Origin of the sequence: Ruminococcus albus 7 = DSM 20455 (assembly GCF_000179635.2) — a bacterium.
GTDB lineage: Bacteria > Bacillota > Clostridia > Oscillospirales > Ruminococcaceae > Hominimerdicola > Hominimerdicola alba.
The window spans coordinates 167908-188766 of the sequence record NC_014833.1 but is presented as its reverse complement, the minus strand read 5'-3'; the positions used below and the strand labels follow the sequence as shown (position 1 = coordinate 188766).

14 protein-coding genes are annotated in these 20859 nt (G+C 44.5%); 2 read left to right on the top strand and 12 right to left on the bottom strand.

Annotated elements, in window-relative coordinates; all coding sequences use genetic code 11:
* Positions 1–104 precede the first annotated feature (104 nt).
* The 3 genes from RUMAL_RS00930 to RUMAL_RS00920 form a co-directional block, all read right to left on the bottom strand.
* Positions 105–2588, bottom strand: coding sequence for a glycoside hydrolase family 94 protein (locus RUMAL_RS00930; RefSeq protein ID WP_013496936.1), 2484 nt, complete (start codon positions 2586–2588; stop codon positions 105–107).
* 79 nt (positions 2589–2667) lie between these two features.
* On the bottom strand, positions 2668–3447 hold the full coding sequence (locus RUMAL_RS00925) for a hypothetical protein (protein ID WP_013496935.1): 780 nt from the start codon (positions 3445–3447) through the stop codon (positions 2668–2670).
* Positions 3420–4424, bottom strand: a complete 1005-nt coding sequence (locus tag RUMAL_RS00920) for an aldose 1-epimerase (RefSeq protein ID WP_013496934.1) — start codon at positions 4422–4424, stop codon at positions 3420–3422. The genes RUMAL_RS00925 and RUMAL_RS00920 overlap by 28 nt, the downstream gene beginning before the upstream one ends.
* Before the next feature lie 465 nt (positions 4425–4889).
* Here RUMAL_RS00920 and RUMAL_RS00915 point away from each other — a divergent pair, with 465 nt between their 5' ends.
* The gene (locus RUMAL_RS00915; RefSeq protein WP_013496933.1) at positions 4890–6311 is read left to right on the top strand and encodes a dockerin type I repeat-containing protein; all 1422 of its coding nucleotides are present in this window, start codon (positions 4890–4892) and stop codon (positions 6309–6311) included.
* Positions 6312–6349: 38 nt separating this feature from the next.
* Positions 6350–6529, top strand: a complete 180-nt coding sequence (locus RUMAL_RS00910; protein ID WP_013496932.1) for a hypothetical protein — start codon at positions 6350–6352, stop codon at positions 6527–6529.
* Between the two features lie 113 nt (positions 6530–6642).
* On the opposite strand, the gene dcd is transcribed toward RUMAL_RS00910, so the two are convergent.
* The 9 genes from dcd to RUMAL_RS00865 form a co-directional block, all read right to left on the bottom strand.
* Positions 6643–7179 (bottom strand): dCTP deaminase, encoded by a 537-nt coding sequence (gene dcd / locus RUMAL_RS00905; protein ID WP_013496931.1) that lies wholly within the window; start codon positions 7177–7179, stop codon positions 6643–6645.
* Positions 7180–7371: 192 nt separating this feature from the next.
* Positions 7372–8883, bottom strand: a complete 1512-nt coding sequence (locus RUMAL_RS00900; protein WP_013496930.1) for a hypothetical protein — start codon at positions 8881–8883, stop codon at positions 7372–7374.
* A 177-nt stretch (positions 8884–9060) separates the two neighbouring features.
* Entirely contained in the window at positions 9061–13212 is a 4152-nt protein-coding gene (locus RUMAL_RS00895) for a hypothetical protein (RefSeq protein WP_013496929.1), read from the bottom strand.
* 84 nt (positions 13213–13296) lie between these two features.
* A complete protein-coding gene (locus RUMAL_RS00890) occupies positions 13297–13632 on the bottom strand; it encodes a hypothetical protein (protein ID WP_028504156.1) in 336 nt (111 codons plus the stop codon).
* A 112-nt stretch (positions 13633–13744) separates the two neighbouring features.
* The gene (locus RUMAL_RS00885; protein WP_013496926.1) at positions 13745–14551 is read right to left on the bottom strand and encodes a hypothetical protein; all 807 of its coding nucleotides are present in this window, start codon (positions 14549–14551) and stop codon (positions 13745–13747) included.
* A 442-nt stretch (positions 14552–14993) separates the two neighbouring features.
* Entirely contained in the window at positions 14994–17456 is a 2463-nt protein-coding gene (locus RUMAL_RS00880; RefSeq protein ID WP_013496925.1) for an ABC transporter permease, read from the bottom strand.
* On the bottom strand, positions 17457–18116 hold the full coding sequence (locus tag RUMAL_RS00875) for an ABC transporter ATP-binding protein (RefSeq protein ID WP_013496924.1): 660 nt from the start codon (positions 18114–18116) through the stop codon (positions 17457–17459).
* 119 nt (positions 18117–18235) lie between these two features.
* Positions 18236–19855, bottom strand: coding sequence for an ABC transporter ATP-binding protein (locus tag RUMAL_RS00870; RefSeq protein ID WP_013496923.1), 1620 nt, complete (start codon positions 19853–19855; stop codon positions 18236–18238).
* Positions 19848–20837, bottom strand: a complete 990-nt coding sequence (locus tag RUMAL_RS00865) for a S8 family serine peptidase (protein WP_013496922.1) — start codon at positions 20835–20837, stop codon at positions 19848–19850. The genes RUMAL_RS00870 and RUMAL_RS00865 overlap by 8 nt, the downstream gene beginning before the upstream one ends.
* Between the last annotated feature and the right edge of the window lie 22 nt (positions 20838–20859).

Here is a 20859-nt window from a genome sequence, read left to right as displayed (position 1 = left end):
TCTGCGAAGATATGCGGGGCTTTGCGTTTGCATGATACATCCATACAACAGTATACAAAAAAGAGCGGTCAGCACCGACCGCTCTTTTATTATACTTATTGGTATCAGCCCATTACTACTTCAACTTCGTGAGTAGAACCAGCCTCAAATACAGGCATTACGTTGCCGTTGATCTTGGTACCGTCAACAGTTACCGCCTTGATGCCCTTGCATACGTGATCGGGGTTCTTAACGGTGATGTTGTAGGTGTTGCCGCGGAACTTTCTTGTGATGTTGAAGCCGTCCCAAGCAGAAGGAATGGAAGGATCGATCTTCAGACCATCGAAGTCAGGCTGTACACCCAGGATGTACTGGGAGATAGCTACCATATTCCATGCAGCTGTACCTGTCAGCCATGAGTTCTTGCCCTGACCGAAGTTCTTGCCGGGTCTGCCGATATCAGCACCTGCGTCCTTACCGCCGATCATCTGACCGTATACATAAGGCTCGGTCTTGTGGATATCGGAAGTATCCTCAGTAAATGCAGGAGCGATCTCGGAATAGTACTTGAATGCCTGATCACCCTCACCTGCATAAGCAGCAGCACAGATTATCCATGCATTGTTGTGTGTGAAGATACCTGCGTTCTCCTTGTATCCGCCGGGATATGTGGAGATCTCACCGTACTGGATGTAGTACTTTGTGAATGCAGGGTTGTTCAGTACCAGACCGAACTTGGTGTTGAGTCTTTCATCTATAGCAGCAAGAGTCTTCTTGTCAGCACCCTGCTCCTTGCCGATCTCGGACATGATAGCAAAGCCCTGAGGCTCGATGAATATCTGACCCTCTTCGCACTCCTTGGAGCCCATCTTCTCGCCGTTAGCGTCATAAGCTCTGAGGAACCAGTTGCCGTCCCATGCAGATTCCATAACGTTCTTCTTCATCTTGTCGATCTCAGCCTGTGCAGCAGCAGCTTCGTCATCCTTGCCGAGATGCTTCAGGATAGCAACGTAGTTAGGACCTGTGTAGGTGAACAGTGTAGCAACCATTACGGACTCAGCTACCTTGGAGTAGCCGCCCTCAGCAGCGAACTTAGGATTGGTGTAAGTCTGGAAGCTCTCACCTGGAGTATCGGAGTAGCATGACAGGTTGATGCAGTCGTTCCAGTCAGCACGCATAGCCAGAGGCAGACCGTGAGGACCGAGGTTGTTTACGATGTGATAGAAGGATACCTTCAGGTGATCCAGCATAGGCTGAGCCTTGGACTCATCATTATCGTAAGGAACCATCTCATCCAGAATGCCCCAGTCGCCTGTTTCCTTGATGTATGCGGAAACGGACAGGATCATCCACAGCGGGTCATCGGAGAAGTCGCCGCCGATATCGGAGTTACCCTTCTTGGTGAGTGGCTGATACTGGTGATAGCAGCCGCCGTCGGGGAGCTGAGTGGAAGCGATATCTATGATACGCTCTCTTGCTCTGTCGGGTATCTGGTGAACGAAGCCAAGAACGTCCTGGTTGGAATCACGGAAGCCCATGCCTCTGCCGATACCTGACTCAAAGTAGGAAGCAGAACGTGACAGGTTGAATGTAACCATACACTGATACTGGTTCCAGATATTTACCATACGGTCAACCTTATCATCGGGAGTAGCAACGTTGAGTATGCCCAGCAGCTTGTCCCATGACTCCTTGAGTTCTGCAAGACCTGCAGCGACCTTTTCGGGAGTATTGAACTGCTCGATCATAGCCTTTGCCTTTACTTTGTTGATGGTCTTGCCGTCAGCCTCAAACTTCTGGTCAACAGGCATCTCAACATAGCCGAGGATGAAGATAAGTGTCTTGCTCTCGCCTGCTGCAAGGGTGATCTCCTTGTAGTGTGAAGCGATAGGTGACCAGCCGTCAGCGAAGGAATCAGTTGCCTTTCCTGCAATAACAGCCTGAGGATCACCAAAACCGTTGTACAGACCAATGAAAGCATCTCTGTCTGTATCGTAGCCGTCGATGCTGTCGTTAACAGAGTAGAAAGCGTAGTGGTCACGTCTGTCTCTGTACTCGGTCTTGTGGTATATAACAGAGCCGTCTACTTCAACACGGCCTGTAGAGAAGTTTCTCTGGAAGTTTGTGCAGTCATCCTGTGCATCCCACAGACACCACTCTGCGAAAGAGAACAGTTTGAATGTCTTTGCTGCGCCGCTCTTGTTGGTGAGGACAACCTGCTGTACCTCTCCGTTGTAGTTGTTAGGTACGAAGAATGTAGCTTCAGCCTCCAGACCGTTCTTTTCACCCTTGATTATGGTATATCCCATACCGTGACGGCAGGTATACGCATCAAGCTCGGTCTTTACAGGTGACCAGCCGGGATTCCATACAGTACCGTTATCATTGATATAGAAATATCTTCCGCCCATATCGATAGGCACGTTGTTGTAACGGTAACGTGTGATCCTTCTCAGTCTTGCGTCCTTGTAGAAGCTGTAACCGCCTGCTGTGTTGGATATGAGGGAGAAGAACGCCTGAGAGCCCAGATAGTTTATCCAAGGGTAAGGAGTTCTTGGTTCGGTGATGACGTATTCCTTGTTCACGTCGTCAAATTTTCCGAATTTCATTGGTATTTCCACCTTTCCATTATTTTTATACTAAGTCACCGCCCCTTCACGGGGACAGATCCTATGATATCATTTTTCATCACTGAGCTTTCGGGTATCTCATGGTATAAGCCCCGTTGCTCCAGCTGACATACATCAGTTTTTTGTCCCGCACCGCGATGCTGAAGCTTTCAGTATCGGAAGGAACGGTTTTTTCTCTGACGGTCTCCGTCAGTTCCGAACCGTCACCTATATGGTGCATACCCCCGTAAGGCACAGGATCGATATCGTCAAATATCTCTGCCGCCGCTTGATAAGCTATATATGCTTTGCGGTATAACATCCTTACATCAGATGAGCTGCTGCCTATCTCGCGAAGCTGATCTATCGCTGCGTTTCCGTCCGCCTGTATCCTGACGGATACCTCCGCATTGACCTTACACTCCGGCAGGATCTCGGATGATACGGCAGCTCTGAGCACTACGGTGATCTCACCGTCATTTTCGGATAAAGTGGCAGGTGCAAAGTAACCCACCGATGCTTTTCCGGGAAAATACTCATTGAACAGCCTTGAAAGCGAAGGCTGCGATCTAAGCCTTTCGGTAATCATCTCATCAGCTTTATCACACTCACCCTCCGCAAGATATCCCAGCCATTTCTCAAATACTTCCTTAGCCGACGTTATCTCGGGTGGATCTTCAGGCAGTAATATTTCCTCCTCGGTAAGTATCTCATCATCCGAGGTGACTTTATCTGCCGCGGACTCTGCATCGGGTATCTCCGCATCGTCCCACTCACAACCTGATGCCGTCAGCGCAAAGACCGCTGCAGCCGCAGCTGTGAAAAGCTTTTTTACTCGGTGTAGAACCTCTGCCAGCATTTATATGTTTCGCCCTTTTTCAGCTCACAGTAGCCTGTCACATCAGCACCCAGCGACAGGTTAGCTGAATTTATCATCGCGGTCATGGGCTCAGGGCAGAAATATCCCTTATCACCGCTGTCGTTCCACATATTCCAGAACCTGAATTCCTTGGACACCTCGTTGAGAAGTGTATGACCGCTCTTCAGATCCCTTACAATAACGCCGTTAAAGGGCTTGCCATTGTATTCGTTCATTACCGCGGTATACATATCGTTATCAAGCGGCTGACCAACAGGCACCTTCTGTCCGTCCTTGTATTCCTTGTCCCAGTCTGCCAGAGGCAGCAGTTTCTCAGTAGGAAGACATCTTCTGTTGAGTTCGCACCTTTCACCAATGGGTACGCAAAGCCTCAGATCAGCTTCATCCCCGCCGTCTTTGAGCGGAGCGTTTATACAGGTGTGGGTGCATATAGAAACAGGCAGTGCCTTTTCCGCATTGGAGGTCAGATATATCTCCTGTTTCAGCCCGTCAGGAGAGAGGGTGAAGGTATAGGATATCTTGAAATCCAGCGGGAAGTACTTGTACATCTCGTCCTTTTCATCGAAAACGTATGAGGTTATCAGTACGCATTTGCCGTTCTCTTCGGTATAGCATTCTATCTCATGCTCGCGCTTGTGTACCCAGCCGTGGATGAAATTATCCAGAAGCGGCTCATTTATCGGCAGTTCATACACAGAATCGGAAGTCCTGAGCACGCCCTTATCAAAGCGGTTAGGCAGATAAAGCGTCGGAAGACCCCATATCTCGCGCTGTTCCTCAATAGTCTTCATAGGTATGAATTTACGGAATTTGAATATTTCCAAATCGTTTTCGTCATCTCTGAATCTCAACACCGAAGATCCGACAGACGGAGCGATTATTGCAGTATATTTCCCCGACTGCATCTTTACGCAGTCCTTGCCCTTGAACGTATAATTCAAGTCTATCCTATTCACTTCTTACTCTCCTCACTTTTTGTCAGAAAACGTTTTTTATGTTCTCTGACCTTATATAGCATACATTATAACACACTTGCTATGATTATTCAAGTGTTTTTACATAAATTTGCACTTTTTTATAATTTCTCCCCAACTGTTTTGAACAAGTTAACAACGAAACGTAAACGTTTACGAAAACATTAGTTCGATATTTGTAAAATATCAGCTCAGGCTTCATATACATTGCCAAATTTTCGACAAAATTGTTAAGAATTTTCTCTGACGATATTACTTGAATCAATTTAATATAAAATTTCCGACTTTAGAAATAAATCGCACAAATATTATTGACATTTAGTCGAGAATATGTTAAGATGTTCATACGCTATAATATATGTGGTATATAATGCACTGATCTCATCGTAAACGTTATAGTAAATCGCAGATCTTATATATCGACTGATAGATAAGGAGGAGCATAATATGAAAGATCTGATAAAACGCATCGTATCAGCATCTGCAGTCCTTTTCGTTTCAGCAGCCGTATTATCGGGTTTTCCCGCAGGGACACTGAAAGCTAGCGCCGGAGAAGTGTATGATATTTATGTTGGCAAAGAAAGAGTAGAAACTTCAAACTGCAAAGATATACTAGGCAACGGAGTATTCAGCTATGAACCCGAAACAAGCACGCTTACTATCAATGGCAATTACGGCTACGAGAGTGCTGAACTGATATCAAGCAATATTGAAGATCTTACCGTAAACGTTATCGGAGATTCCGAGTTGAAGGGATACTTTTATTTTTATAAAGACACCACGATAACAGGTACGGGCAAGCTGTCACTCAGCACCTCAGATTCATTAAATGCCATAACCCTGTACGGCGGCACCCGCCTTACCATAATGGATGCCGACCTTGATATCAGCGGCTGCAACGCGATCTCGGGCAGCATCAGGGGCACTCAGGATATTTATATAAGCGGATCATACATAAATGCCCACGGTAAAGAAGCTGCGATATGCGATCTAAATACCGTATCAATATTCCGCTGTGATATCACAAAACCCGCCTACTGCTTCTGGGGAGAGGGCGGCATATACGAAGCCGATATGACCACCTACGCAAAAGATGTACGTATGATACCCTCATACGACCTCTGGATAGACGAGAACAAGGTCAATGCAGATAACTGCCATGATATACTGGATAACGGTATATTCAGCTATGATCCCGTCCAAAAGATGCTGACTATATCGGGAAGCTTCGATCACCCCATGGACCAAGAGCTGATATACAGCAGTGAGAAAGGTCTTATTATAAACGTGACCGAGGATTCCGAAATACCCGGATATACCGTCCTGCATGAAGATACTGTCATAACCGGCAAAGGCGTCTTTATCACGGGTACGGGAACAAGTTCCGGAAACAGCATAACAGCCATAGCAAACCATAACTGTAAACTCACCATAGATAATACCCGTCTTATGGCATTGGGTCATGTGGGGATAGGGACTACAACAGGCAGTATAGATATTTACAATTCTGATGTACTTGCAGCAGGCTCCGAACAGGCATTCGCTTTTGCCCCCGACAGCTTCAATATATATGACGGAAATTTATCCTTCCCTTCTCCATATACTGTCGGAAACAATACCATTTATGACGGCGGATCCAAAGCCGCCAAAATGGTAGCTATAGAAAGGCTCAAAGTTAAAGGCGACATAAACGGTGACGGTATAATAAATGTTACCGATCTTTCCCTTGCTGCAGCTTATGTTAAAGGAAAAAGATCACTGAATGAAGATCAGGAAAGCAGAGCAGATATCAGCGGTGACGGAAAGATCACAATTACTGATATATCTATAATAGCCGCACATATCAAAGGCAAGAAGGCGATCGTCTGACCGCACTTTCTTTACGACATTGAAACGAGGTGAAGATCATGGACAGCCGCATCACAGATGATATTATGAAAAAAGCAGAGGAGCACGCAGCAGCGCAGCTGGAATCTTTGAAACGTCAACGGCAGGAAAAGAAAAAACGTCTTCAAAGGCTGTGCATAATACTGATCTTCGCTGCCATACTGCTGATATTCACAGCGATAACGGTACTCACTCTGTAAGAATCCCAACCGACTTTTTTTACCGCCTTCACAGGATAAGGCGGTCACCCAACACATAAGTTTTGCCCCGAAGCGCATTGAAGCGCTTCGGGGCATTGTATTGATCATATTGCTCAGAATTTATCGGGATCCATAAACACTTTTGAACCTGTTGCACCTGTTTGTCCCTGATACTTTCCGCTGTATGGATTCAGTGCATGATCGTCCATTTCAGCAAATACCAGCTGACCTACTCTACGGCCGCATTTAAGTTCTATAGCACATCTGTTAGCATTATATAGTTCTAATGTTATCTCACCTTTGAATCCGGGATCTACCCATCCTGCATTTTGAATAAACAATCCCATTCTGCCAAGAGAACTTCTGCCTTCAACAAATGCCGTCAGGTTATCCGGGAGTTCAAAATACTCCATGGTTGTTGCTAAAACGAATTGTCCGGGTAAGATCAAGTAGGTGTCAGTTTTAATAGTCTTATATTCTATCTTATTGTCAAGAGTAATTATTCCCGACGGTGTGTCATCAACAACGCTGAATGTATCACCTAACCGTATATCCACACTTGCGGGTTGTATTTGCTCTTTTGTGACCGGCTTGATAACCAATGAGTTTTCATCAAGCATTTTGATAATCGTCTTATCTGATAATATCATTTTTATAGCCCCTCTCTATGCGGATCCGATTTGTATTTGCATACATTATATCACAGTATTACTGCCATGTCAACAGAAACGCCATAGTACTTCTGACCGGACATCAGAAATACTATGGTGAAAACCTTCTGTATCAGCATCGCATATATGCTGTCGAGGCTTTATTTTTACCGTGTAAGCGGCAGCTTTGGTTTACGGAGAGCGCACCGTAATTATCACACTGTCACCTGCTGAAAGACCATTTCGGCTTTGGAATGTCAGATAAGACTTTTCACCGTCAAATCCGGTTACATAAGCTGTAACAGCAGCACTGTCTGCCGCAGCTGTCACATCGTATGCAGTTACAGTAACATCATCTGCGATATCATACTCTGCAGATGCGGTATTCATAACGGTGTTGGTTCCCTCAGGATAATAGTAGTACTGCAGTATCACTGTATCGGGCTCGGTATCGGGCTCGGTACCGCTGAAATATCCGCTGCATACCAGTGCTGTGGATAGTATCAGATGTTCGGTATCAGTTCCGTAATAGTAGGTCACTGTGCTGCCCTCTGTAATACGCTGTACGACCAGCATTCCTGCGTAGTCTGAAATTGTAACGGTCTCGATGAGTCTGGTCTCCTCTGTACTGTTTTCATCCAGTTCGGGCACAGAGGTCACGGTGCCGTTCTCGCTTACGATCGCCGTATCACCTGTCTGTGTTATGGGTATGATATACGACTTGTACTCATCATCACTGAATCTTATACCTGCAGGCAGCAGATAAGTCGAAGATATGATCTCCATTTTCTCACGTGTGAGTATGGAGTCGCCTTGATGAGTAGATATATCAAGATACAGTAAATATGCGCCATTCTTTCCCGCTACTGAACCCAGCGCGTATTCGCCTTCGTTGACAGGTATCTCGAAATAGTATACTCTGTTTGCTGTAATATTGCTTGGATCGGTCAACCATGCAGTATCGAAGACCTTCGTTCCGCTTGACGGTGCGCTTTCACCGTCATACCGATAGGTATATGATGTTCCGTCAGCATTCTTGTATATCTCCTTGATCTCCTTGATCTCAGTGATCTCATTCTGTGCATTACGGAAGATCTGATGCAGAGAGAAGAAGCTCTGTACATTGGAGCCGCTGAAATACGTACCTGCAAAGAAGTTAATGTATCCCTGCGTGCGCAGCGTAAAGTCGATACTATCCTCAGGAACAGCGAAATTTGTATAGGTCTGTCCGTTTAACGTTGCCGTGGGAAGTGTTACCAGATGATCTTTGCTGATCTCAGCATCCATGAAATGCAGACCATACACGCTTCCTTCACCAGCATCCAGCGTTTCCTGCAGCTGTGATCTTGCAGTATGGTACTTGTAGAATCTGTCAGTACCGTACTGCCGCAGGGTCTGCTGCTGACCGTTCAGGCCGATAGTAAATATCTTGCTGCTGTCAAGAGATCCGTTTGTCAGAGAATTACTGATATACGGATTACGGTCATATCTTGATACACGTATATCACCGGGCGGATCATTGCCCGGATAATTCGCACCGCTGACAACATAACCTGTGTTGGAATCTAATACATTTGTTCCGCTTGCATTCATCGCCAACGGGAAATAGGTCGGATACGAATTGATAACAACAGGGGTCGTCGCAGTCGATGTTTCTTCGTATGTAAGAGTCGTTTCCGTTCTGCTTACATCTGAAGGTATCACTTCCGAAAACTTCGCGTTGCCCTCGGGTGCTTTAACGCTGCCGCCTGTGCCTATATCCAGATACAGCAGATATGCACCTGTACCACCGTCAACCGAACCCAGCGCGTATTCGCCTGCATCTGTTGGTATCTCAAAGTAGTATACGGCTTTGGTAGTCAGTGTCTGTGTCTTTATCCACTATGTGTTGAAGATACTTTCATAGCCGTCAGGTAGTTCCGAAATGCTGTTGTATACATTGTGTTCCTTTACATTACCGCTCCTGTAGTATACCCAGCTCTCATAGTCATTATTGGAGAATTTGTAGATATACGGGTCACGTCTTTTGCCTGTGCCGTATATGTCCTTTATCTCCTTGATGGAGGTTATATTGTTGTCGGCATCTCGTTCGATCTTGTGAAGGGAGAAAAAGCTGTCGTTGCCCGAAAAGTAAGTACCTGCCAGGAAGTTGATATAGCCCTTATCCTTCAGACGGAAGTCGATGCTGTCCTTTGGCAATTGATAATTTTCATATACAGTCTCATTGATCGTTACCGAAGGCGCTGTCACAAGATCGTCGATACTGATGCTTGCATCCATGAAATGCAGACCATAAACACTGCTATCACCTTTGATAGTCTCGTTGAATTTGGTACTGGTTTCATCATACTTGACGAAATTATCTAAGCCGTAAGCTGAAAGCGTCCTGTTGGTACCGCCCATGAATGTGCGAACCTTTGTTGGATCAAGAGCAGTGTTGTTATCTTTCAATGATTTCGTGATATTATCACTTTTGGTATATTCCGAAACACGGATATCGCCGCCGTTTGTCGAATCAAGATGACCACTGATGACATAACCTGTGTTCAGCGGATTTACAGAAAATCTGTCCGCACCTGTCTTGCTGCTGTCCACATTTATCTGCAGCGGAAAATACGTCTGACCCACAGGCTCAGAACCCATCGTCACTGTGAAGGGACGGTATGTTGTGTCAGCGATCTTTACTGTTGTTTCGCCTATTTCAGATGCTGTGTAGGCAATAGTGTTTGCAGTAAACGCGGTAACAGGCGAGTAAGTTATAGGCGTCCGTGTGGCATTATTGGTTGGGGTAATGGTTTGAACGACTGCGTTTCCGGAATTAGCTGAAAGTGTCGTCCAACCTGAGTTTGAATAATTTAAATAGTATTTAGTATTAGCAATAGTAACATAAAGCCCATTATTATCATTATTCCAAGTAGTAGTATCAGTATTGGAATCAGATTCAGAGTCTCTAGTACCTAAGTTATAAGTATATGTGTTATAAATTACATAATTCCTGCCCTCACGATAACCACGCAAATAAACCGATCCATTTGAAATGGTAAATCCATTGTTAATGTTTTGGGTCATCCAATGTGTTGCTGTATATTGATCATTTGAATTATTAATCCCACTTCCATTATAATTAAGATAGTGTCCATTTCCATCGGTAATAACTGTATAAGTTGGCTCTGTTAATCTCCAGTCATCACCTTCAAAATACAGCATCTTATCGCCTCTAAGTATCCTGCCATTTCCGTCAACCGTAAAAACATAAGTTGTATTATTTGCATAAACTGTAAGGGTGCTGCCATTGTTGCTTGGCACAAAGTCGGAAGCCTGATCAATATCTGTTGTATTAACGGGAGTTCCATTAGCATCAATACGTACATAATTTGTGCCCCCGTCAGATATAACATTGGTATTCTTACGTTTCAGTGTCCACTGATTTCCACTGCGGAATACATACCAATCTCCGCTTCTTATCTCATTGTTTTCCATGTCTATCGTCCATACAGTAGGATTGTTATTCGTTCCAACCTGTAATGTATTGTTTCCCGTTTTGTTCAAGTAGAGCGTTGTTCCTCCACTGACCGTATAGATTGGGGAAGACGAACCACTGAAATACCATGTTGAAGCATTGCTCTGACCAGTTGTATTGGCAAGTGTGCTAGTCATATAGTTGTTGCCGTCATGTATGAACATAGCGCCCGTCAGTGTACCGTTGCTTTCAACACTGTATTGAGTACCGTTCTTTTCAATGGTGTAGCCACCTGCTGTCGGTGTCCATACATCGGGCGTCTGTGTGGTCACAAGCTTTCCGTTTTCTACTGTCAGATAACTGCCGGAACCGTTGGTCAGATGATACAGTTCTTCCTGTGTAGTAGCTTTCCAGCCGTTGCCATATGCCAGATAGTAAGTATTTCCGCCAGATGTACAGTATAACCTGTTGTTGACATCATCGTATGTCCAAGTGGTAGATGCTGTATTTGTTGCAGTCAGTATTCCGCCCGAAACATTTACATACCGCCGTTCAACCGAGGTCGTGCCTTCCACATCAACATATATATGACCGCTTCCGTCAATGACCCACTTGGTCGCCGCAGCTTCGTCTGATGAGGTAAAACCATTATGGTTGCTGTTCAACGTAAGGTAATTGCTGCCGACCTTGATATAGTGTGCCGACTGTGTCTCGTCAAGCAAGTGTACATATTTTACGGTTGCACTGTTTGTTGTGGTATTGGTTTCATCCGTCAGATACAGATAGGGATTACCTGATAAATTAGTACGATGCGTAAAGGTAAACTCTCCCAAGCCATTTTGAACATAAGTTCTACGATTAGTCGTTTCACTGCCGTATGTGCTTGTTGCAAGGTTGGAATATATACGATCTTCTTCACGTTCAGTCTTTTCTCCGGTCGAATCGTCAATTACAATAGTCTTCGAAGAAACGTATTGTGAGTCGGTAGCGAAATGTTCTTTGATGTACTTCAGATTCGTGTACATCTCCTGCATCGGTATGGACACGCCCCATTCGTTGCCTATGCCCGAGCCCGATGCTGTTTCCTGGAAATCGGTAAGAAACCAGTTATCTTCCTCTTCATCGTAGTAAAGCGCATAGCCGTTGCCTTCTTCATCGCCCTCGATGACTGTATAGATCTTCGCAGGCTCATTGTCTTCCGCCTGATTTCCTATTACAGCCTCCTTGAAACTCCATAGTGTCGGAGAAGCCGCACTTGTGGTAAGCACAAGCTCGCCATCGGCCTGATTAAGATAGTACGTGTTGTTACCGCTTTTGCACGAAAGTGTAAAACGCACTTTATTGTTCACGGTATCTATGACTGTCTTTTTCCACATTATGGTTTCCGTGGGATCATTGGTGTTCTGTACAGCACCGTTCTCCACCGTCATAAAATGCGGGTCACCATTTTCGGGAGCATCAGTGATAGTTACCTGCTGAACCAGTTTCCATGTGCCGTCATAGTTAAGATAATAGCCGTTATCGCTTATAGAGGTACTGTCGATCGTCCACTCAGTTACAGTATTTGGTATCACCGCATTCGCTGCGACTTCACGGTACCCCAGGGTATTTCCGTCATTTACAAGGAAAAACCGTGTGTATGTGTTAACGTTCTGCACTACAGTATATATCCTGCCATTTCCGTCTATAATCCAGCACGTTGCATCCGAAGCCGCTGTGGTATTCGTAAAGCCTGTACCGCCGAATCTCAGGTAGTTGCTATCCTGATGTATACGGAAAGCACGTTCAATAAATCGTGTAGTTGTAGTTACTGTGCGGTTCGCACTCTGCTGTGATGCGCCGTAAAGATACATGAAATCATGTGTATCTGTACGCCTTATAAAGGAGTATGAAGAGAAGTCGTTATTGTAATTTAGCACCTGCTGTCCGCCGACAGTGGGGACTTCATCACCAAGCTGAAGTATCTCCTCTGTACGCACTTCACTTTCTCCAGTCCTGTCAACCGTCACCAGTAATGAAGACGGATATCTTGCAAGTGCACTGTTGTCATCTTCCAATGGGGTATATATATCCAGCAGACGGTCATACATCGTCTTCATATCAATGGTATTGCCCCAGGCGCTGCCCTGTCCGATCTCACTGTAGTTAGCAAGATTGCTTATCTCAACAGTGGGATCGTATACCTTAACATCTTCACGTTTCATAAGTTCGCGGTACGGTTCTGTGCAATAGCCTGCGAGCGCATGATCCGAGAGCGCAGTTCTGGTTTCATTTCCGTCATTTCCGAAGGACATAGCTGATATCCCGGATGCATTGGTGATCGTCGAAGTTCCTTCCACCTTAACGTTCTCCATCACTCCGTTAACATATCCCGCCGCGATGCCTGCAAGTGCCTGTCCGTCCAAAGGATCTTTATTGTCTATGGTGATATCCTCAAGTACAACATCATACACCGATCTTTCAGGGGCAGACCAACCGGTAGTATCGGTATCGATATATCCCCCGACCACGCCGAACAGCCCGAGTATTGGTGCATTTGTCGTTGCCGAATCAGGTGTGATGCTCGAAGGCATATCTGAAAGCGCAGTATCATCATTGGATACCGTCAGACCGCTGATCGTCCTGCCGTTGCCGTTAAAGCTGCCGACAAACGGGTATTACGTTGTTCCGATAGGCGGCAGCGTAAAGCCGCTCATATCTATGACCATATTCTCATTGGCTTCCTGACCGTTCATATTACCAAGTTCAAAGTAGACGGTATCAATCGTATCATCGTTGTCTATATCCTGATTGAATATGCCAATATCCTGAAGCCATGCAAGATAGTACAGCTGCAGCGGACGTGCGATGACATACGGATCATCTGCTGTGCCCCTGCCCCTTTCAAAATATGTCCTTCTGACATTTCCGGTAACGTTGAGTTCGCGATCTTTATTATTTGAAAACCACGCATATGCTCCCGGGACGATATACAGCGCTGACACGGCAGCCAAAACGATCAGGCAAAACGATCAGGCAAAACAGTCTCAGTGTATGACCGAGTCTTTTCCCTCTCATTTTCATATCGTACACCTCCCCGTTATATGTTATCAGTACTCATCAGGATCAACGGGAGATCACGATCCGTTGAATATCATTCTGCATCGTAACATCCGCACCGTATTCCACATCGACCTGCCCGTTGCTGCCGTTGTTCTTCAGCAGGTTGCGCAGTGACTTATCGATATATTCCGTGATGAGTGTTTCATCATAATCAATATGTAAATAAATATATAGTTTACCGTCCGTCCAGTTTTCGGAAGTATATGGCACACTGAACGTTATCATATCCGCCTTTTCATCATTTACGACAAATGTCCGGGTCACAAAGTCGGTATCCGCCGCTGCCGCGTTAACAGCGCTGAGTATAGCACCCGAAGTTGTCGGGAATGTCGGCAGTGTCACAAAGGTATAACACGTAACACTTGATATATAGTCCGAGCCCGGCATATCAGATGCCTGCGAGGTCTCACGCTCTATAGTAAAATTCAGTGTTCCGTTCTCGGGAAGATCCGATGCTGTCAGCTCCATACGTTCCACCACATAGGTATGTGTGTTATTGCCGCCGAATAACGAGTCATACTGCATAAGTTTAAATATATTATCTTCCGTTCCCTCCTGCGGAGCATACGTGTTTCCCTGCGAACGGATATAGTAGTATGAAGTCGCAGTACAATCAATGGAAGGATCACTTGTCTTTATGAATATCCCACCTGCTTCAAGCTGCTTGCTGAATGTGAACCAGGAGAGAGTGATAAATGCGAACATGACCAGCACAAAACCGAAACCGATCGCTGCTCTTATGAGCCCTGCTTTACGTCTGCCCTCTGAGCCGTTATCCGAACGAACTTTTTTTCCTGCTGCTCTGTACATACCACTCACCCCCTCCCTTTACTGTTAATTTTTACCGGCTATCCCTTTAACACACCACTACAAAGCGATATATAACAATGAAACATTGTGTTAATGTTATCTTCCTTCCGCCGCAGGCGGGGGAAAAGATAACTGCCAAGTATTTCAAGTTTGGATATAACACCATTTTATAAGGTATGCCAGCGGGACAATCATAATATTTTTTATACTATTATCATACCTCAAAACCAAATATAATTCAAGTCTTTTACATACATTTTTACAATTTTTACTATTATTAACCGAAAGTTATGTCAGTTATGCTCAAAGACGTTATTTTGAGTAAATAATTAACAATATTAATATATTGCCTTTCCAGTCTTTCACACATAAAACAACATCGGCTCTGCCTTTACAGCAAAGCCGATGTTACGATCATTATATCACGCAGCGAAGTTATTCATTACGCAGTCTTTAATTCTTCGGGGATGTTCATTTTAGATATCCTGTTCTCAACACATATAACAGTCATTATACCTACAAACATTATAACTACTATTATCGCAGGGTATGACATCCAGTTCATACGGAAGGTCAGGAACGGGAATTCGTTGAAAACGCTTTTGAAAACCGTTGGCGACAGTACCAGCGAAAGTACAGCTGCTATTATAAACGCTGTGCCGTTGTAGTAGAATATTTCCCAGAACAGCATCTTTCTCAGCTGACCTCTCGTCATGCCGATGCTCTTCAGTGTCGCAATCTCCTTTTCTCTTACCATTATACTTGATACAAATACGTTGATAAGATTCATTACAGCGATAAATGTAAGCACCACGCACAGCAGAGTGCATATCAGTTTTACCAGAAGCTTCATTGATGCAAAATCAGCGGCAAGAGAATATTTAGACTGATAATTTATTGAGCTATCAGCCTCTGTCATGCCCTTGATGTATTTTTCAGCTTCCTTTTCCATGCCGTTCTTTACGTTGAATTCATAGGACATTATGTTCTGATTGCCTGTTACCTGCTCATACTGCGCAGTATTCATATAAAGCTCGCAGGTGATGCCGCCTTTTGATATACCTGTCTTTTTGGCACCAAGAGCAACATTCATGTGACCTAAGACTGTATAGGTATGCTCTTTTCCGTCTGCACCTGTTATAGTAACAGTGTCGCCCTGGTTGAATTGACTTGTACCGGGGTAGATCTCTCCCTCGGATGTCAGCCAGCAGCCCTCAACGATACCTGTACCGTCCTTGAATTTTGCCATGTCGATATTGTCCTCGATGATAAGCGACTTATCAATTGTAAATTCTTCTGAACCATAAAGGTCAAGTGTATACACATCGCCCTCCGGGATCTGAATCTCCTTTACACTTGCATATTCATTAGCCATATCACCGTATACTATCGAACCTTCTTCTACAAAACCGCAGTTTTTTATCTCTTCAACTACCGATGCATCAAGTGTCTTTACATTGTTTTCATTGTCGATATAGTCATTCTTGTAATAATCCGATGATGCTACAGTGTAATCAGATGCGAGTATAGTCGAAAGGTACTTATCCATATCAAAGCTGTTGAGTGCATCGTATGAAACTATTACCAGCAGTACGGGAAGTGATATGCTTACGAGCAGCATCGCAAGGCTCTTCTTGTTGCGCAGGATGTTATATTTTGCAAATTTGTGGGTCTTGCTGCCGTCGCTTGATTTTCTTGTGCTCTTATAGCCCTTGAGCTCTATCCTTGTCGATTCGATAGGCGAAAGCTTCTTTATCATTCTTATAGGTCCGTTTATACTTACCAGTGTAGTTATCACAACGAACAGCGCTGCTGCTGCAAGTATCAGGGCGATAACTCCGCCTGATATGACTGTATCATCAGCGACAGAATCATAGGCAGTCTGGCGCAGTATCGCAGGCAGTATAAGTTTGCCCATAAAATATCCGCCTACTATACCAAGGGGAACTGCGACAGCAAGCATTATAAATGCCTGAGTCCTTACAAAGGCTGCCAGATGTTTGTTTGACATACCGATAGTCTTCAGTCTGCCGAACTGCTTTGCATCTTTTCTTGCCGAGATATAGAAAATGTTGTTGATGATAAGATAACCGATAAGTACGATAACGAGTATACCTACTATCAGGGTAACCATTGTTTCGCTTGACATCGTTTCACTGCTGACATTATAACCGGGATTCACAGATATGATATCCTGAGAATATGCAAGACCAACATCATTGAAAATCTGCTCTGTTTCACCTTCGATATCATAGCCATCACTCAGCAGAATTGATACATCGCTCGTTCCGTTCACGGTGTCGGTTTCAAACTTGCTGTCCCAGATATCGCTGTATTTTTCGGAGGTTATTATCTGACCTATCTTTACAGAATAAGCCTTGTTTATCTCGAACCAGCCCGAAAGCACGAATTCCTCGGTAACGGTCTTGCCGCTTACATCAAGGTCGATGCTGACGGGTGTGCCTACCTTCTTCTCCACGCCAAGTGCAGCAAGAGTAGTCGTATCGACAGCTATCTCGTTTGCTTCAACGGGGAGTTTTCCGCTTGTGGGTGTGTAGTAGTCAAGCTCTGCCTCATCTGCGCCCATGTAGCTGACTTCAACATTGTATTTGATACCGCTGTTTACTGCATATCCCAAAAATCTGCGGTAACCTGCTTTTTTTACAAGTCCGTGACCCCTGATAGCTTCAAATTCTTTGCCATAGCCCTTGTCCCAGTCCTTTACTATAACATGGGCAGTGGTTCCCAGCTTTTTGAATTCATAATAGGTATTGGCATTGTTTAGCCCTGCCGCCGTAGTAAACAGCGTTGAAAACAGCAGAGCAGTCAGTATCATGGCGATAACAGTACAGACACATCTGAACTTTTCTGCCATAAGTGACCTGAACGCGAGTTTTCTGATCATTTACTGCACTCTCCCATCAACTACTCTAATCACTCTGTTCATCTGTGATGCAACTTCCTGATCGTGTGTTACTACAATGATAGTCTGGTCAAACTCCTTATTCATGAATTTGAGCATATCAACTACCTCTGCGCCCATAGCTTCATCGAGATTTCCCGTAGGCTCATCAGCCAGAACTATCTCGGGCTTGTTTGCCAGAGCTCTTGCTATGGCAACTCTCTGCTGCTGTCCGCCGGACATGGAGGAAGGCAGAGAATTTTTCTTGTGTGAGATCTCCAGTGCATCAAGTATAGTATCGATATACTTATTGTTGGGCTTCTTTCCGTCAAGCTGTATAGGCAGAACTATGTTCTCGTATACATTCAGTACGGGTATAAGATTGTAGTTCTGGAAAATGAAGCCGATCTTTGAACGACGCATCTTTGTCAGCTGCTCATCGTTCATCTTGGAGATATCCTCTCCGCCGATAATGATGCTTCCTCCCGTGGGATGATCGAGCGCACCCAGCATATTCAGCAGCGTTGACTTACCGCTGCCCGACTTGCCGATTATGCCTATCAGTTCACCCTTGTCAACGCTCAGGTTCACCTTGTCAAGAGCCTTCACCATATTGCTTTCATCACCGTAATACTTACACAGATCGTGAGTTTGAATTACCATTACTATCACCGTTCCTTATCATATATTTTCATCATGTCATGGCAAACATTATATATCTTATCACATATTTTTGATAAAGTCAACCAAAAAATGCATATTTACGCGCTTAGATCGCACTTTTATCCGATCTTGTATATCTGATCGACCTGATCCGAAAAACAATTGCTGTGGGATACGATGATTATTATCTTATCCTTTATACCCATTATGGAACGCGCAATTATCTTCTCTGTATTCTTATCAAGTGCCGAAGTCGGCTCATCGAATATTACCACATCCGATCGTTTCAGCATTGAACGTGCTATTGCCAGTCTCTGCCTCTGTCCTCCGGACATTGTCATACCATCATCACCCAGTATGGTATCCAAACCATTTTCCATGCCCCTGACAAAATCGTCAAGTTCAACACACCGCAGAGCTTCCCATACCTTTTCTTCCGGTATATCCCTTCCATTGGTCAGATTATTATATATCGTATCATGCAGGAAGAACGTTTTCTGCGAGACCAGTGAGATCCTGTCCCTGAATGATTCAAGATCTATGCTGCCGATCTCATCGTCGTTTATATAGATATTGCCCGACGTTGCCCGCCACAATCCGAGGATCAGATTGAATATGGTAGTTTTGCCTGCACCGCTTTTTCCGCAAATCAAATATTTTTTGTTCTTCTCAAAATCCAGATCCAGCCCGTTGAGAATGTTTTTTCCGCGGGTGTACCCGAATGTAAGATTTTCAAGCTTTATATTGTCGATCTCATCTATCTGCTTGCCTGCCGAAGTGTCTGCGCAAGTATCTCCGCCCAGCACTTCATCTACGTGGTCAAGAGAAGGAATGACCATATTAAAGCTTACTTTCATGAATACCAGGTTCTCAAACGGTGCGATAAACCTTGTGCAGTACTGCAGGAATATTATCATTACACCCATTGAGATCTGCTTCTGAAATACCTGATAACCGCCGAATGCAGTTATCGCTATCAGGCTTATGGTAGATATCATATCTATAGCCTGATTTGAAAAACCATTTGTCAGTGTGAGCTTTTTAAAGCTTCTTTTCAACACATCTGATGCAAGTTCATACTTGTTGAGAAAGCTCCTGCGGAAACCGTATGTTATCATCGCAGGTGCATTTGATATGAACTCCTCTGTGAGAGCATTCTGCTCTCCGTAATCTCTTCTGTTCTCAAGCGCCAGATACCTGAGTTTATCTCCGAACTTCTGTTGAGCCGCCAGAGTTATAGGTATCATAACGATCAGCAGCAGCGTGAGTTTCACATCATAGTAGAACATGACACCCATTATGCCGATCGCCTGGACCAGTGAAACGATCACCTTGTATGCTTTGTATACGAATGATGCCAGCTTTGCTGCATCATCATTTACCACCGTCATAAGGTCGCCCGTCTTTTCATTGGCGAAGAACCTTCCGTCCTTCATGAAAAGTCTGTCCAGCGCTGTAAATTTCAGATGCTGTGCGAACTCGAATTCCTTTACGGATGAGTAATAATCAAACGCGAACTCCACAAACATCTGTGAAATGTTAAGTACTAAATATATTGTTATCAATCTTACCAGCGAACTCATCGATGCCGCTTTCGTGACCACATCTACAAAGTCAACGAATACCATTGGCACGGCTATCGACAAGAACACCGATATCAGCATCAGGGTAAAGAAAACACCTTTCTTCATTCTGTCAAGTTTCCATATCCTGAGCAGTTTCCTTATTTCATTATTCATTGAGTGCTTCCTTTACCAGTTTGCCGAGATAATTTATCTTCTGAAAATATACCCTGTATACAGGGACTTTGCCGAATATCCTGCACGAAAACTCATTTTCGAGCATATAGATTATCTTGTAATAATCATAGATAGTAGAATTGGTATACACCAGCTCAAGATCATCTGCGAGCTTAACACGTATCCTCTCATCGGATATCATTTTACTTACTCTTGTGAGGATCCTGTTCACGATCTTCTCATCGCTCTCATCATCCTCCGGAGACCTGTAAAACTTTTCGCTCACCCAGGACTCAGACCTCATATACTCTTCCGCCTCTGCCTTTGTGCTGAACTTTCCTTTTGCGTAAGCATCCGCAAGAACGCCTGAGAATATCGCAGCCGCCCTGCTGTTGCCTCTGAAGAAGTTCGCACCGGGCATATGGAATTCCATAAGCTCTGTAGCTCCGCTGGCTGTTACCTGTATCTTCTTCTGACTGTCGTATTCAAAACCGTCATTAAAAACGTCGATCCTGCCTACAACACCTATAACGTTTTTAAAATCTGCCGGAAAACTGATGTGTCTGTCATTGGACTTTGAAGCTACACAGATCTTTCCCTGCGCTTCAAGTTCCTTTGTCAGCTTTTTCAGTTTATGCCGTATAAATAGATCATTTGAGCTGAGACTCATATTGATGATCTGGACATCGAGCCGTTTGGCCAGTTCCAGTGCAGCTACCAGTTTGCCCGGAGTGCATCTGCCGTTCTTACCCAATATACAAACAGGGATTATCTCCGTTTCCGGCGCTATCCTGTTTACTATTGAAGCGCATACCGTACCATGCCCGTTGAAATCACACAATTCGGAAGGTGATACCTCCTGAACAGTATTGGCTTCATCATCATGAACTAAATATCCGGTCTTTATGCAGTTTCTGACATCGTCATTAACTATGTTGTAGTTGATCCCGCTGTCAATGATCGCAACTTTAACTTTTCTCATATCAATACACCGGATCCTTATA

Coding starts and splice junctions, on each gene's coding strand:
- RUMAL_RS00895 (WP_013496929.1), bottom strand. CDS start 13,212: ATGCCTTCGAGCATCACACCTGATTCGGCAACGACAAATGCACCAATA.
- RUMAL_RS00875 (WP_013496924.1), bottom strand. CDS start 18,116: ATGGTAATTCAAACTCACGATCTGTGTAAGTATTACGGTGATGAAAGC.
- RUMAL_RS00910 (WP_013496932.1), top strand. CDS start 6,350: ATGGACAGCCGCATCACAGATGATATTATGAAAAAAGCAGAGGAGCAC.
- RUMAL_RS00880 (WP_013496925.1), bottom strand. CDS start 17,456: ATGATCAGAAAACTCGCGTTCAGGTCACTTATGGCAGAAAAGTTCAGA.
- RUMAL_RS00930 (WP_013496936.1), bottom strand. CDS start 2,588: ATGAAATTCGGAAAATTTGACGACGTGAACAAGGAATACGTCATCACC.
- RUMAL_RS00915 (WP_013496933.1), top strand. CDS start 4,890: ATGAAAGATCTGATAAAACGCATCGTATCAGCATCTGCAGTCCTTTTC.
- RUMAL_RS00865 (WP_013496922.1), bottom strand. CDS start 20,837: ATGAGAAAAGTTAAAGTTGCGATCATTGACAGCGGGATCAACTACAAC.
- RUMAL_RS00885 (WP_013496926.1), bottom strand. CDS start 14,551: ATGTACAGAGCAGCAGGAAAAAAAGTTCGTTCGGATAACGGCTCAGAG.
- RUMAL_RS00925 (WP_013496935.1), bottom strand. CDS start 3,447: ATGCTGGCAGAGGTTCTACACCGAGTAAAAAAGCTTTTCACAGCTGCG.
- RUMAL_RS00870 (WP_013496923.1), bottom strand. CDS start 19,855: ATGAATAATGAAATAAGGAAACTGCTCAGGATATGGAAACTTGACAGA.
- dcd (WP_013496931.1), bottom strand. CDS start 7,179: ATGATATTATCAGATAAGACGATTATCAAAATGCTTGATGAAAACTCA.